The following is a 15,758-nucleotide window of genomic DNA, read 5'->3' as shown; positions in this document are numbered from 1 at the left end:
ATTTCAATTTTGAATGAGGGGTGATTGTATGAAAGGGATCGGCGGATTTTTTAAAGATATCAACAGGAACAAAGTTCTTCTGCTGATGGCTTTGCCGGCGACCATATGGTTTCTGTTGTTCTCCTATTTACCGATGGCGGGTATGGTTATTGCCTTTAAGGATTATCGATTTAGCCGTGATGGATTCTTGGCGAGTATTGTGAACAGCAAGTGGGTCGGATGGCAAAACTTTAAGTATCTATTCAGCACGGAAGATGCGTACATCATTACGCGTAATACGCTGCTCTACAATATATTTTTCATTATTGTCGGTCTTGTGCTCGCAATCGTTATGGCCATTATTCTTGCAGAAATTGCGAATAAAAGGCTTGCGAAGGTGTATCAAACCGGTATGTTCTTGCCTTATTTCTTATCCTGGGTTATTGTCGGATATTTCGTGTTCAGCTTCTTAAGCTATGACCGAGGGATGATCAATCATATCGGCGGTTGGTTTGGGGTAGATCCCACGCAGTGGTATACCGATAAGACCTATTGGCCGATTATCATCGTACTCGTGTTCCTATGGAAATCGGTCGGTTATAACAGCGTGGTTTATTTGGCAGCTATTATGGGGATTGATCGATCGCTCTATGAGGCAGCTATGATTGATGGCGCGAATAAGTGGCAGCAAATTCGGAATGTTACAATCCCGATGCTCAAACCACTCATTACGATTCTAACCTTGCTTGCCATAGGGCGTATTTTCTATGCCGACTTTGGGCTGTTCTTCCAAGTGCCAAGAGATTCGGGCGCCTTATATCCAGTGACGAACGTAATTGATACTTATGTATATCGCGGTCTTAAAGCAACGGGTGATTTTGGTATGACTGCGGCGGCAGGTTTATATCAATCCGTCATCGGCTTCATTCTTGTTATGGTCTCGAATTATATTGTCAGGAAATTTGATAAAGATAATGCGTTGTTCTAATTCACTTTCATAGAAAGGAGGAAATGGCTATGCGTGCTAAATCGATTAAAACCAATGATTTCCATAGACTGCCTACGCTGTGGAATGTAATATTTAACATTATTGCTGGTATCTTTGCCTTTGCTTGTGTATTCCCATTCTTGTTCATTACCATTATCTCATTCACGGATGAAACATCGCTTGCAGCGAATGGTTATTGGATTATTCCGCAGAAATGGAGCTTAGAAGCGTACCGATATGTGTTCCAATCAGGAGATCAATTGTTTCGCTCTTATGGGATTACCATCACAATCACGATTGTGGGAACGCTTGTTAGTTTGCTGCTAACGGCATTATTCTCCTATGCTATCTCGCGTAGAAGCTTCAAATACCGTAATTTCTTCGGCTTCTTTGCCTTCTTCACCATGCTATTCAATGGCGGACTTGTTCCGACCTACATCGTTGTTACGCAATTACTTGGTATGAAAGATACGTTATGGGCGCTCATTTTACCACTTGCCGGGAATGCGTTCTATATTATGATTATGCGGACCTTTTTTGTGACCTCAGTTCCTGAAGCTATCATCGAATCCGGGAAAATTGACGGTGCAGGTGAGTTTGGTATTTTCATCAGACTTATTCTGCCTTTATCCCTTCCAGGTCTCGCGACGATCGGATTGTTTAGTACCCTTGGTTACTGGAACGACTGGTTTAATGCTTTACTTTACATCGACAAGCCGGATCTGGTGCCTTTGCAATCGATGCTTATGCGCATTGAGAACAGCATGCAGTTCCTTTTGCAAAATACAAATAATCCTTCCTTTGGTACAGGTGTGCTACAATCTTTACCAGCGGATACTTCTCGGATGGCTATGGTTGTACTAGCGACAGGACCGATTATATTTGCTTATCCGTTCTTCCAACGTTATTTCATTCAAGGGCTGACGATTGGTGCGGTAAAAGAATAATTGAAGGGAAGATCATAATCGTGGAACAATTTAGACTGCCAAAAATTCCGATGCCGGAGCTCATGCTGCCTCGGGCGGTGCAAGAAGTCATGCAGGAAGCGGAAGAAAAGCTTGCTCATCGTCCTAAGCTGCTGCAATTATTCAAGAACTGTTTTCCGAACACGCTAGAGACCACCACCAAAGTAATGGAAGACGGGACGACGTTCGTTATTACAGGAGATATTCCAGCCTCTTGGCTCCGCGATTCGGCTGAGCAGGTGATGCACTACATGCCGCTCGCGAAGGATGATGCTGATTTGCAGCGCATCCTAAGCGGCTTAATTAAGCGTCATATTCAATATATCCATATTGATCCTTATGCCAATGCGTTCAATGAATCGGCAAATGACTGGCACTGGAACAAGGCCGATATTACGAAAATGTCGCCATGGGTATGGGAGCGGAAGTTCGAGCTGGATTCCCTCTGCTTCTCCATGCGTTTGGCTTATGCCTATTGGAAGGAAACCGGACTCACGGATATTTTTGATGCTGGATTTAAATCTGCCATGCGTATTATTTATGATTTGTTCAAGACTGAACAACATCATTTTGAGCAATCTCCATACCGCTTTACGCGCGACAATGGTATCCCGGAGGATTCCTTGCGTAACAATGGTCTCGGGATGCCTGTAAATTACACCGGCATGGTCTGGTCTGGCTTCCGCTCTAGTGATGATGCATGCGACTTTCATTACAACATCCCAGCGAATATGTTCGCGGTTGTGGTGCTTCGCCATATGCAGGAGTTCGCGGAGTGGGTATTCCGTGATACGGATTTCTTGAAGGAGCTCAAAGCGCTGGAAGCTGATATTGATCATGGCATTCAATTGTATGGCATCTATCGTCATCCGACATTCGGTCCGATCTATGCTTATGAGACAGATGGCTTCGGCAACTACTGCTTGATGGATGATGCTGGAACACCAGGCATAATGTCTATTCCTTATTTGGGTTACGTATCTGCGGATGATCCAATCTATCAGAATTCAAGACGCTTTGCCTTATCCAAAGAGAATCCGTTCTACTTTGAAGGAAAGATGGCGAAGGGAATCGGCAGCCCGCATACACCAGACGGTTATATCTGGCATATGGCTTTGTCGATGCAGGGGATTACGGCATCGACGAAGGCAGAGAAGCTAGCGATGCTTGCGATGCTTGAAGCAACGGATGCTGATACAGGCTATATGCATGAAGGCTTCCTAGCAGATGATCCGAACGTATTTACAAGAAAGTGGTTCGCATGGTCGAATAGCTTGTTCTCCCAACTCGTCTATAAGTCGATGAAGGAAGGGATTCTATGAGTCGCAAGGTGATTGTATTCTATGATCCGGCGTTTCCTAGTCTCTCTACATTTGGAGGTAATGCGGCCCAGTCTCTGGGCCCAATCGGCTCTGTAGTTGATGGGAAGGGGCTTTCGGATGCACTTCGCTCTGCAGAAGGCGGCTGCTTCATTAACCTGCATGCACCGTATTTCCCCAAGTCCGCTTGGCCAGAGATCCTTGCTTTTCTGAAAAGAGGCGGCGGTCTGGTAAGTATCGGGGGTGCGCCGTTCAAGTATCCAGTACGACTAGATGCGGATGGCTGGCAGGTGGAAGTGCAGCAAACGGCTTATCATCAGGAGCTTTATATTCATGAAGTGCTGCAGGTTGACGCGGCATCTGTAACGACACTTTCAGCATGGGATCGTTTTGCGCTCCTTGTCGGTCAGGAGTCGTTATTTGACATTCAATCGACTTGGAATCTCGTACCGCATACGACACGGAACTCGGATTTGCCTCATCAAATGGGAGCGGCAGGTACAATGAGTACCCAAATCTACCCACTGTTAAAAGGTCTGAATGCGCAGGGACGCGAGATTGCGGCTCCGATCGTACTGTGGGAGAATTCCCGTGGTGATTTTGCCGGTTCACGCTGGCTGTTCGTTAACTTGCCGCTGCATGCAAGATTCTTGGAGCAAGGCGGAGCTAATGCATTAGCTTCATGGGCGGCCTTCTGCGCCAAAGATGTAACGGAGCTTTGGATTAAACCGAATTATGCTTCCTATGAAGCAGGAGAACGGGCCATACTTACTTTGCAGACACAACGTATTCAACAACCGGCTGCAGCTGATCAGCACAAGGATCGCTGGAGCTTCAAGATTACGGTAGAACGTGAAGCTGGAGAGCAGCAATGGGAGCATTCATTTACGTCCGAAGTGACGAATGAAATTGATTATATGCGTATTCCTGTACCACTCGAAATCCAGAGCGGTCTCTATCGCGTAACTTGCACGGCTACAGCTGAGGATGGTGAGATCCGAGTGCTTCGTCAGGGCTTCTGGGGAGCTGATCCGGCAGCGCTTGCTTCGGGAAGTCTGATCACATGCGATCGTGATTACTTTATTAAGGACGGTCGTCCATTGCCGATCGTCGGTATGACCTATATGACATCAGATGTCGCACGCAAATTCCTATTCCTACCGAATGCGGACGTCTGGGATCGCGATATGGCACAAATGGCGAAGGCTGGCATCAACTGGATTCGTACAGGAATATGGACGGCCTATCGTAATGTGATGCAAGTTGATGGTCACGCATCTGAAGAAGTGCTGCGTGCTATCGATGCCTTTTTCTTGGCGGCGAAGAAATATGACCTGCAGGTTACTTTTACCTTCTTCTCGTTCACGCCGGAGACTTGGGAAGGGGTCAATCCTTATCTGGATCCGCAAAGCGTTGAAGCGCAAAAGCGGTTTATTCGCTCCATCGTGTCACGTCACCAGGCAACGACGAATGTCGATTGGGATTTGATCAACGAGCCTTCGATGTTCGATCCGGCACTGATCTTCTCGAATGGGCCACGATCCTGCAAGGATCGATTCGAGCAGGAAGCTTTTGTAGAATGGTTGGAAGAGCGTCATGGCGATATTTCCCTACTGCAGGAGCGATGGAACATGACGCCGGAGCAGCTTCCGAGTTTTGCTGCTGCCGCTGTTCCAGCCGCAGAAGAAATTAACTTTGATGTACAGGATATGCATCGGGGGAAGAAAGGCACACGTTGGCTGGACTACTGCTTATTCTCGATGGAGATGCACAACCGCTGGGCGAAACAGCTTTACGATACGATTAAGGAACTAGTACCAGACCATCTCGTAACGGTCGGACAAGATGAAGCGTTAGGCGCGCAGCGTCCATCTCCGTTCTTCTATGAAGAAGCGGTCGATTATACGACGGTCCATTCCTGGTGGTTCAATGATTATTTGGTGTGGGATGGTATCTTCGCCAAGACGGCGAACAAACCAAACGTGATTCAAGAGACCGGTATTATGTATGTGGAGACGCCGGATGGTCGAGCGAAGCGCTCGGAGCAGGAGTTACGCAGCTTGCTTGAACGCAAGTACGCTTATGCTTTCTCGACGGGTGGAGCAGGTGCGATTCATTGGATTTGGAATACAAACTTCTACATGGACAATGCGAATGAATCGCATATTGGAGCGTTACGTGCGGACGGTACAGAGAAGCCTGAAGCAGATGTCTCCTATGATTTCGGTCAGTTTATGGGCGAAATTAGAGATCTATTCCAAGGACGTGAATTGGAGGATATCGCAGCGATTTTCCCGTATTCCAACGATTTCTCCAATCGCAAATTGGCGTTTGAAGCAACGACACGTCTGACACGGGTGTTAGCCTATGAATTGAACATGCCATTCCGCGGAGCATCTGAATATCACTTGGATGAACTTGAAGCGAATCCAGCGAAGCTGATTCTGCTCCCGAGTGCTCATAATATCGATGATGCGGCTTGGGCGAAATTAATCCATATTGTGAGTCAGACAGGTGCAACGCTGCTTGCAACTGGTCCGATTGGCATTGATGCCTATTGGAGAGAGACAGATCGACTGACAGATGTGCTCGGGGAAGCGAAGCTTCACAATGTACGCCGCGAAGAAATATTGGATTTGCAGGGCAAGGCGATTCCGGTTTCCTTTGGCCACCGAAGAATTGCTGAGGTTAGTAAAGAAGTGCGTGCTGGAAGCCAGGGATTAGACAGGAACTCGAGCATGATTGGCGATTCTGTTATCGATATTCCAGTCGGCCAAGGAAGACTGATTTGGAGTCCGATTCCGATAGAATTGAATGAACGCTCGGAATCCGTGGCGGAGCTTTATCGTTATGCAATAGAGGCTGCAGGCTGTGATAGTGGTCTGGAATGGATTCAAGGCGGAGATACAGCGGGTGTTTATGGTCGCAAGCTGCGATATAAAGAGGGCTTTTTATATATTTTCGTATCGGAATTTGCTTGGAATGTGAATATAGAAGTCATGGATAAGCATACAAAGAAAAGCTATGCCTTCGTTCTTGAGAAAGAGCGGTCAGTCCTATTTGCAGCAGATGCGAGAGGGCAATTATTATCGATCTACCGTCCGCATGAAGTTCATATTGAAGTCAGCGATAATTAGGAGGAAACAGTGATGAGTAAGAAAAGAACCGTCCATATCATCTCACATACACACTGGGATCGAGAATGGTATTTGCCTTATGAGAAGCATCATGTAAGGCTCGTGAAGCTAATGGATACGCTCCTCGATAAGCTTGATCAAGATCCGAATTATCGCAGCTTCTATTTGGATGGACAGACGATTATTCTGGAAGACTATCTTCAGGTTCGACCGGATCAAAAGGATCGTTTGGCCAAGCATATTCGTGACGGTCGTATTCTAATTGGGCCGTGGTATATCCTGCAGGATGCCTTTCTTACAAGTGGTGAAGCTAATGTGCGCAATATGCAAATTGGGCATCAAGATGCGCTGCGCTACGGACCTGTATCGAAGGTCGGTTATTTCCCCGATACATTCGGACTTGTAGGCCAGACGCCGCAATTAATGCGGCAGTCGGGTATTAACAATGCCATATTCGGCCGCGGTGTGAAGCCGACCGGCTTTAACAATACCGTATCAGACGGGGACTATGAGTCCTCATTCTCCGAATTGCAATGGGAAGGACCAGACGGCTCGAAGGTGCTTGGCATTCTATTCGCGAACTGGTACTCGAACGGGAATGAAGTTCCAGCGAATCCGGAGGAAGCGAAGGAATACTGGACACGCAAACTGGCTGATGCAGAGAAATATGCATCTACAGGTGAGCTGCTCTTTATGAATGGTTGTGACCATCAACCGATTCAGTTGGATTTACCAGAAGCGATTCGAACTGCTCGAGAATTGTACCCGGATACCGCATTCGTGCATTCCAATTTCATTGACTATTTGAATGCGGTAGATCGCGCGATTGACCGCGAATTATCTTCAGTTCGCGGGGAGCTTCGCAGTCAGCGTACGGACGGCTGGTCGACACTTGTGAATACGGCATCTGCTCGTGTGTATTTGAAGCAGATGAATCAGCTCGGACAAGTGATGCTGGAGAAGGTAGCGGAACCGCTAGCGTCGATGGCTCATTTGGTAGGTGTCGGTGAAGCATATCCGCATCACCTATTCACTTATGCTTGGAAGACATTAATGCAGAACCATCCTCATGACAGCATTTGCGGCTGCAGCGTGGATGAGGTTCACCGTGAGATGGTAACCCGCTTCGATAAGAGCCGTCATGTAACGGAAACAATCATCGATGATACGAAGCAATTCCTTGCTGACGCAGTAGATACATCAAGCTTTGCACAAAGGGGCAGCGAAGCGCTTCCTGTTGTTGTTTTCAATACAACGGGATGGGAACGCACGGGAGTCGTAACGATTGAGCTTGACGCAGCACGCCTTTATTTCCGCGATGGCTATACGCTGGAGGAAGCCAGTCAGCGTATGAGAGAGCTGGATATTACGGGTCGCGTGCTGGTGGACGAGCAAGGAACGGTTGTTCCGTACTCTGTCGAAGACCTTGGTCTTCAATTCGGCTATGATCTGCCAGACGATAAGTTCCGCCAGCCTTATATGTGCCGCAAAGTGATTCTAACCTTCGAAGCTTCACAAGTTCCTGCGCTTGGCTTGAAAACCTATGCTTGGGTTCGCAGTGATGCAAAGTCCGTGGTGAATGAAGCATCGCTTGTGAAAGGTGAACGCACAATCGAGAACGATGGACTGAAGATTGAACTTGCGGATGATGGTTCTTTTACATTGATGGACAAGAAGAGTGGCCGAACGTACCGTGATCTCGGCGTCTATGAGAATACGGGCGATATTGGTAATGAATATATGTACAAGCAACCAGACGGGGAGATTCCTTTGACGACAAAAGGGCTGCCTGCGCAAATCAATGTGCTCGTAGATACACCTTATCGTGCTGCAATTGAAGTGATTCACGAATGGGCAATTCCAGCTTCCGCTGATGAGAAGCTGGATGAAGAGCAGCGTGAATGTATTTATTTCCCTAACCGCAAAGCGCAGCGGTCGAGCATTATGGTTCCTCTCAGAATTCGTACGGTTATTAGCTTAAACAAGAGTGGTAAAGGCGTTCAGATCGAAGCCTCCTTCAACAATCAAGCGAAGGATCATCGTATTCGGGCTCTGTTCCCAACGGACTTAGCAGCAAATGTCCACCATGTGGACTCGATGTTCGAGATTCCTGTACGTGATAACGAACCAGCGCCGGAGTGGGAGAACCCAAGCAATACGCAGCATCAGCAGGCATTCGTAGATGTGAGCGAGGCTGGGGTAGCTGGTTTGACAGCAGCGAATCTGGGCTTGAATGAATATGAGATACTGCGCGACGGACGCAACACGATTGCGGTTACTCTGCTTCGTTCGGTAGGCGAGCTTGGCGATTGGGGCTTGTTCCCGACACCAGAAGCTCAATGCCTTGGTGAGCATACCGTCCGCATGGAATTGATTCCGCATAACGGTGACGGCTTGAAGTCCGGGGCTTACGCGGAAGCATATCAATTCCAAGTACCTTGGACACTCTGTCAGACAGGCGTGCATGCGGGAAGTATGAAATCAACATTCGCGCCATATGCATTCCAAAGTGCGGAGCTCGCATTCTCCTCGATGAAGCTGCACGAAGGAACAGGCAATCTGATGCTGCGTTGGTTCAACATGAGCTCGGAAGCTTCTATGTTAAACCTTGCCTGCCATTTGCCTTATGACGATGCATTCAAGAGCAGCATCTTAGAAGAGCGAGGCGCTCGTGTCGAGCGTAACTCCGAAGGGCAATTATCATTGTCAGTGGGTCCTTGTGAGATTGTTACTATTGGGATTACAAGTTAATTCAGGTATGAATACAGGTAGCGGACACAGGGGCCTTTATATGCAAAAATGATCCCTATTTATGGATGCTTGCGGACCTCTGATCCGTTATTTGCAAGAAAGAGATTGAATATGACCCCAGGCAGGAGGAATAGCGGATCTCAGGTCCGTAAACATCCCCGATGGCATTAAAATTCACGAATAACGAATCCAGTGTCCGTAAGCTTTTTTGGTTAGATGCGGCGAAACACCAGTATGACAGCAAAGGATAAACGGGATCGTGGTAGACTTTTTCATTGAGTCGTCACCATTTCGGTTTGGTTGTATGGGTACAAACATTCTACCGAATTGACGGCTCTTTTTCTACCATTTTGTGGTTAATCAACAGGCCTGTTGATTCAAGTGAAAAGTTAGCCTTACCGTGCGAAAACAATACGAAGACCAGCTGTGAAAAGGTGGTCTTCGTATTACTATTTCATTTCAAAAATAGGTCTCCAATACTATTTAGTTTATTTTCTGATAAATAGTTTGTTGTCGTTTCTTCTAAACCAACAAGTAAATCCAGCCAAAATTTATTTGAAAGACCATACGGTTGGAGTTCTCCAGAACTGTAACTCACGCTAACATTGTCTATTGCAAATGCTTTATTCTCCTTCACTACATTGACCCAATTAGAATTTAATGCTTGAAATTTTGTAATTATAGTTCTTATCTGAGGGTCCAATGTAATCGGTTTGTTTCCATGGTTCTCCTCCCAATGGCTAAAAAAGAGAGCTATTTTTTGAGCGTTTGCCGAAGTTTCATTATATTCAAAACCTTCCTTCAAACGGTTAAAGTCAACAGCTAAATGAGCGTAATTTTGTACAGTTGAAAGTATGAAATCATTTTTTTGAGCAAGAGAGTCTGCTTGTAGCATGGTTATCTCACCTGATTCCAAAATATCTTCATATAAAGAAACATTTTTCACAATGCCTTGTGCGAGTGTTATCATATCGTAATGTAAATGATTTGAAATATAGGATTCATACATCTTCTTCTCTTTATATTGGCTATAAGTTAAGAAAAGTAATAAGACCATACACAGCCCAACTAATACTTGTTTATAATATCGTTTTAACAATATACTCCACCTCACTTCAAGAATTCATACTTCTTTAACGTTTTAAACAAGCTCATTGTTGCGTTTCAAAAATGCTCACTTGTAAACCCTCTCCATATGGATGCAGGGTTCTTTGTTATATCTAAAAGTTTGAATTCGCCTAAAATCCCAGAGGGATTACTCTCTAAACATCGAATGTTGATATATCCCATATTAGAGGATGGAGAAAATGAGAGTAGAAGCAGTGATTTTTGATTTAGATAATACTTTAATCAATCGAAAACTTGCCTTTCGAAATTATACAAGAAGCTTCATTGAGCAATTCATCAATGTTAGTGGCGAAGAGCAGATAGAAAATATTATGGAATACATTCGTATCGCTGATCTCGATGGATATCGAGATAGAAAAGATTTATTTGAGTATCTAAGAGTAAACTGTGAATTGAAAAAATCAAATACAAACTTAGATGAATTACTAGGTCATTGGTTCTCAGAATTTTTCAAATGCACAATTTTAATGGATGGAACAATGGATTTATTAAATAATATCAGTGCTCACAATATTAAATTAGGGCTTATAACAAATGGTTCTGTTTTTACTCAAAACGCAAAAATTGATCAAGTAGGAATAAGACGTTTCTTTGATACCATTATTATTTCCGATGAAGTAAAGGTCAAGAAGCCTGACGCAGCAATCTTTATGATTGCACTAGATCTACTACAAACAAAAGCAGAGCATTCATGGTATATAGGGGATCATCCATTGAATGATGTCAAAGGTGCACGAGATGCAGGATTGAATGCGGTTTGGTTCAGAGGATTTATAGAGTGGGATCAAAATATAAAAGTGTCAAAGTATATAATCGATAAACTCTGTGAACTAGAGGAAATTATTTTTCAGTAATAGTAGAGTTTCGAAAAAGAAATAAGAAGGGTGCTGTGAAATCAATGTTTTTAGTTAATTCTCGAGCAATAATTGAACGAACTCAAAATGGATTAATGGAAATCGTTGTTCAGACACGAAATAAACCTGATGGGCCTGAGAGGTCTCGGGCCCAGATTCGCATGCGGCGGCAAGTTATTTTATAAAAAGACTCAGCCTTTAAAAGGGGATAACTATTATGGATAATATAGTAAGAAGGTTAATGAGGAGTGATGGTAAATGGAGGAAAGATCCAGTTTATTGATCCGACATATTACTCAACATGATGATTTTGTACATTTGCACCAAATGATGAATGATACGGCAAAAAGATTTAATCCCGATCCAACCTTCCATGGGTTTGGTACCACTCCCGAGGAACTGAAAGATGATTACTCCGATATTACAAGAAGTAATGGGTTCCTAGCGGAACAAAATGGAATGGTCATTGGATTTATAGGCGTTTCGTTATCACCAATTACGAAGAATGGAAATATTACATTTGGCTATCTCGAAGGATACGAATTTGCACTATCAGAGCTAGTAGACAAATGCCCTCCAGTCGTGCGTGATAACGGTGGAAACAAGCTTTATAAATTTGCATTCAGTAAATTTGGCCAGATTCGAAACAGCGAAATTACCTTATGGGAGAGAATGGGTTTTACATCAGAAGAGTATTCGAATGTAACTATTATTCTTCATCTTAAAGATTGGATAGAACCACAGGATTTTAATAATGCCAATATTACGCCCGCGTCCGATACTGAATTAGAAACGATCAAACAGTTATTAATTGAGGATGATGAAAGTTTTATTGCCGAACGGATTGATAATCCGAAAAAGGTTCTACTAACTCTGCGAGATGAGAATACGAATGAAATAATGGGGTTGGCCTACTACTTTGTCGATTTAGTTAATAAAGGAACCGAGTACGAATTTCTTGATGCGTATGCATTTACGCTGCATTTTAGGCCTAACTTCGAGCTCAGTAAGACGGAGATGCAAAGATTACTGCATGCCGCAATATTTTCAACGAAGCAGCTGGGAGTTCTTCATATCATTACTCGAATCACTCTAAAAAATTTCACTATTTTCGCCCTTATGATTCGAGAAGGCTTTGATGATCCTGAAATGGAAAAAAATAGTACAGTTAACTTATATAAAAAGGTATGATATGAAAAAATATATCAATGCCAAGGATATATTACCCGAACATTTGATCAAGGAAATTCAAAAGCATGTTAGAGGCGCGCATATCTACATTCCACAAACGGAACGTCAAAATTGGGGGGTGTCAACGGGAATTCGTGAAGAGTTAAATGAACGAAACGAAGAAATAGTCCTGAAATATAAATCAGGTTTGACCATTTCTCAATTGGTGAATTTTTATAACTTGAGTGAAGATCGGATCCGGCGGATTATTTATGATAGAGAGAAATAGGAGCGACTCATTTTGATTCAGAAGGGAGGGTGAAATCATGAATCCGAATGTGGAACCAGTTATTTATGACTCCTTTCCTTCAGAAATCCAATCATATCTTAAGGATTCCAATATATCCATCATTAAGAATAAAATTAGATCATCTGTATATCACTTAGAAAATCAAACTTGTGATTCCTTTCTAAAAGTGACTCCCAAAGGACAGTTGAAATCTGAAGCAATGATGACGGATTATCTGTCTAAATACGGTGTTTGTCCAAAAGTGTTGATATACACTTCTGATGATGCACAAGACTATCTCATTACAGATCGGGTTATTGGTTTGGATGCTGCGAGTGCTGAATATCTTGTACGACCGGAACGTTTAACTGAAGTATTCGCAGAAAGCCTTTCTAGCTTGCACCAAATCAAAGCTTTAGACTGCCCTAGTATTAATGGTCTAGAGGAAATGGTTATTCGTGCGGAAAGAAACTATCGGGCGGGAAAAGTTGAAAAGGGGCTTCTTCGGTATGTGGGTTATAAGAGTGTCGATGTCGCCTACAAAGATATGCTTTCTTTGTACAAAAGTGTTAAATGTGAAGATAAAGTTATCATTCATGGAGACTATTGCTTACCAAACTTGATCCTTCATGACTTCAATAAGTCTGGCTACATTGATGTTGGTTATGCTGGCATAGGGGATCGACATTATGATATTTTCTGGGGGCTCTGGTCGTTACAGTATAATTTGAAAAGCGATAACTATACACCACGCTTTATTGAGGTTTATGGAAGACATAGGGTTGATCAAGATCGGCTTCATCTATGTGGACTTCTGTCAGTCTTTAACGGTTTTAGAGGGCAAGATTATTATGAATAATGAGATGACGGGGAGAGTGTTTGATAATGGAAGAAAACACCAAAATAAAAGCGACTTTTTACGATAGTTTGCAAGTGCGGCTTGTATCTGACTTTGAAAAATCATTAGCTTATTATCGCGATGTGCTAGGTTGCGAGATCGATTATTGGGGACATGCGATAAGAGGCGGGATGAAATTAATCCTCCAGCAAGCTAAACAACCGAGTGATGTCAGGCCCAATCAAGCATCGGCAAAACGGGATAATTATCCGACAGATTGGGAAGGTCCTGATCTGGGATGGGACAATTTTGTCCACGTGAATTATGACGAGTTTGATCTCTTAGTAGAAGAAATGAAGGCAAATGGAGCCAACATTATTTTAGGACCTATCGAAAAAACGCATAACAACGGCATGACGTTTAAGAATCTCTACATCCAAGATCCTGATGGATACATCATCGTCTTCGGATAATGGATAAAGGGTGAGTTGGGATTTGTAGGTGTCCATAGTCAGTCTATGAATAGCATAGTTTCCACCATTGACTTATATTGGTCCTTAACGTACAATAAGGAAAATTCTATAATAAAATGCTTTGATGGAGAAAAGTAATTCAATACCTTCTTACAGGGAGGAAACGCCGGAGATTGAGAGCGTTTCTAGGAAAAGGGTTGATTGAAGTTCACTCCGGAGCAGTCCCTTGAAACCATTTTTGGTAAGTAGAGGTGTACCGGTCTTAACCGTTATTAATTAAAGTGAGAACATTTCTGCTTTTTACAGAGAAGTTCTAATTTAGGGTGGTACCGCGGCTCCTCGTCCCTTTCGGATGAGGGGCTTTTTGTATTTTTTTGGAGTGTTGTGTCGCAGTTTCGATTCAGCTCGGAAAAATCAAAATATCTAATAGTAAGGCTCGGTAGCTCAGTTGGTAGAGCATAGGACTGAAAATCCTAGTGTCGGCGGTTCAATTCCGTCCCGAGCCACCACAAATGTATTCAATGAGATCATTTCGACTACAAGTGTAGACCTCACTGTAATCAGGCTGATTAATTTCAATAATATGACTTGTAAAAATAGGCTCTAAACCATAATCAGTACATGCCATCACGAAACAAAAGCGAAGCGGACGGAATCGTTCTGAAGAAGCGATAGCGTTCGCCTTTGTCTCCTTATTTCTACCCCTAAGGGATAGAATCAAGAAATAGGGAGACAACAGCGATCGTAAGAATGATCCGTCAGCGCAGTGGGCTTTTAAGCCATGCTTCGCATTTATCAAGCACTATTTTTAGTGTTGAGCCTAAAAATAACATACGACTAATATGCTTATGATAATGACCGGAATACTTTTGAAGGAGAGATGAATAATGAGTAAAAATAGCTTCAATATCAGCATCACGCCATTGGAAGCCTTGAATTTAGTTCAAGATCAACAAAATGCCACACTGGTACATGAAGAGTTTCATGACCTAGGTCAGAATAGATTCACGGGTACCCAAATATACGAAAAGTATTATTTTAGATCGAAAAATCGAGCAGCTCTAATTATTATCATCGATAATTTAAAAGGAGTAACAAACGTAAGGGCGATTTCCACAGGAAGCTCCGAGGGGTTAATTTTTAATTTTGATTGGGGCGCGGCAGACAATTTCGTTTCCTCTGTAGAAAAAATTTTAGAGAAGTACATAATCGAGTAAGGCAATAAGGAGTTTTTTTATGAAAAGAATGGTAATGATAGGCTTCGCTCTTGTAATAGCTATTACATTGGTTGGATGCTCGCAATCAAACCCAAATATAAAGCCTGTACTTCATGTAAAACCCGTTGATTTGTTTGCTGGAGATGCGAAGAAATTCGAACCCTTTCTTGGATTAATGTCCGGAGCCGTTAAACTGAAATACAAAGGAAGCAAAACCTCCATTAAAGCTTCTATTGAAATATGGGAAAATGGTACGAAGAAAGAAACACTTGCTTCAATGGGGGGAGCAATACTTAGGGCCTCGGAGAGCGGGGATCATGTATATGATGGCGAGCTTATTCTATCAGTAAAAAAACAGAATAATACAGCTGACGAAAATAAGACACGCTATACTGTAACTTCCTCCTATATAGATAAGAGTGGTTCAAGCAGTTATGAGATAACCTTAGAGGCAGACAGTAAATTAACAGGGAGCAGTCCAATCGTAATGAATGATAAAGGAATGGATATTGCTGAAAATGAAGATATTGCGGTATGGGGAATGCAAACAACGGACCAGAATAGTATGCTAACAGTAGATTTAACACCTGAAATGCTAAAACGAGTTAGGTGGGCAATGATTGTAAAGCTATCTTTAGCAGATGAGTGAC

Annotated in this window: 13 protein-coding genes, 1 tRNA gene and 1 other annotated feature; of the genes, 13 read left to right on the top strand and 1 reads right to left on the bottom strand. The window is 43.3% G+C overall.

Features of this window, described 5'->3' with window-relative positions; genetic code table 11:
- Positions 1-28: 28 nt before the first annotated feature.
- Genes EKN16_RS16255 through EKN16_RS16235 form a run of 5 tightly spaced genes read left to right on the top strand, consistent with a single transcriptional unit; the run spans position 29 to position 9,139 of the window.
- Entirely contained in the window at positions 29-967 is a 939-nt protein-coding gene (locus EKN16_RS16255; RefSeq protein WP_125659248.1) for an ABC transporter permease, read from the top strand.
- Between the two features lie 29 nt (positions 968-996).
- Complete coding sequence (locus tag EKN16_RS16250) at positions 997-1,914, top strand: carbohydrate ABC transporter permease (protein ID WP_125659244.1); 918 nt, start codon at positions 997-999, stop codon at positions 1,912-1,914.
- A 20-nt stretch (positions 1,915-1,934) separates the two neighbouring features.
- Positions 1,935-3,254, top strand: a complete 1,320-nt coding sequence (locus EKN16_RS16245; RefSeq protein WP_125659241.1) for a glycoside hydrolase family 125 protein — start codon at positions 1,935-1,937, stop codon at positions 3,252-3,254.
- On the top strand, positions 3,251-6,388 hold the full coding sequence (locus EKN16_RS16240) for a beta-galactosidase (RefSeq protein ID WP_125659238.1): 3,138 nt from the start codon (positions 3,251-3,253) through the stop codon (positions 6,386-6,388). The genes EKN16_RS16245 and EKN16_RS16240 overlap by 4 nt, the downstream gene beginning before the upstream one ends.
- A gap of 12 nt (positions 6,389-6,400) precedes the next feature.
- Positions 6,401-9,139, top strand: a complete 2,739-nt coding sequence (locus EKN16_RS16235) for an alpha-mannosidase (protein WP_125659235.1) — start codon at positions 6,401-6,403, stop codon at positions 9,137-9,139.
- Between the two features lie 454 nt (positions 9,140-9,593).
- Here EKN16_RS16235 and EKN16_RS16230 read toward each other — a convergent pair whose 3' ends face one another.
- Positions 9,594-10,238: a hypothetical protein gene (locus EKN16_RS16230; RefSeq protein ID WP_125659231.1), complete on the bottom strand. Its 645-nt coding sequence runs from the start codon at positions 10,236-10,238 to the stop codon at positions 9,594-9,596.
- 208 nt (positions 10,239-10,446) lie between these two features.
- On the opposite strand from EKN16_RS16230, the gene EKN16_RS16225 reads away from it, so the two are divergent.
- From EKN16_RS16225 to EKN16_RS16190, 8 genes are all read left to right on the top strand, one after another.
- Positions 10,447-11,121, top strand: a complete 675-nt coding sequence (locus EKN16_RS16225) for an HAD family hydrolase (protein WP_164522818.1) — start codon at positions 10,447-10,449, stop codon at positions 11,119-11,121.
- A gap of 258 nt (positions 11,122-11,379) precedes the next feature.
- The gene (locus EKN16_RS16220; RefSeq protein ID WP_125659225.1) at positions 11,380-12,312 is read left to right on the top strand and encodes a hypothetical protein; all 933 of its coding nucleotides are present in this window, start codon (positions 11,380-11,382) and stop codon (positions 12,310-12,312) included.
- 1 nt (position 12,313) lies between these two features.
- Positions 12,314-12,580 (top strand): CD3324 family protein, encoded by a 267-nt coding sequence (locus EKN16_RS16215; protein ID WP_125659222.1) that lies wholly within the window; start codon positions 12,314-12,316, stop codon positions 12,578-12,580.
- Positions 12,581-12,617: 37 nt separating this feature from the next.
- On the top strand, positions 12,618-13,439 hold the full coding sequence (locus tag EKN16_RS16210) for an aminoglycoside 3'-phosphotransferase (protein ID WP_125659220.1): 822 nt from the start codon (positions 12,618-12,620) through the stop codon (positions 13,437-13,439).
- A 26-nt stretch (positions 13,440-13,465) separates the two neighbouring features.
- On the top strand, positions 13,466-13,891 hold the full coding sequence (locus tag EKN16_RS16205; protein ID WP_125659217.1) for a VOC family protein: 426 nt from the start codon (positions 13,466-13,468) through the stop codon (positions 13,889-13,891).
- Positions 13,892-14,003: 112 nt separating this feature from the next.
- Positions 14,004-14,241: a binding site (T-box leader), on the top strand.
- 83 nt (positions 14,242-14,324) lie between these two features.
- A tRNA-Phe gene (locus EKN16_RS16200) sits at positions 14,325-14,400 on the top strand.
- A gap of 378 nt (positions 14,401-14,778) precedes the next feature.
- A complete protein-coding gene (locus tag EKN16_RS16195; RefSeq protein ID WP_125659214.1) occupies positions 14,779-15,108 on the top strand; it encodes a DUF6054 family protein in 330 nt (109 codons plus the stop codon).
- A gap of 19 nt (positions 15,109-15,127) precedes the next feature.
- Positions 15,128-15,757, top strand: a complete 630-nt coding sequence (locus EKN16_RS16190) for a hypothetical protein (RefSeq protein WP_125659211.1) — start codon at positions 15,128-15,130, stop codon at positions 15,755-15,757.
- Position 15,758 lies beyond the last annotated feature (1 nt).

The sequence above is a fragment of the Paenibacillus baekrokdamisoli genome, assembly GCF_003945345.1.
Classification (GTDB): domain Bacteria; phylum Bacillota; class Bacilli; order Paenibacillales; family Paenibacillaceae; genus Paenibacillus_Z; species Paenibacillus_Z baekrokdamisoli.
This window is presented reverse-complemented; position numbering and strand designations above follow the sequence as displayed.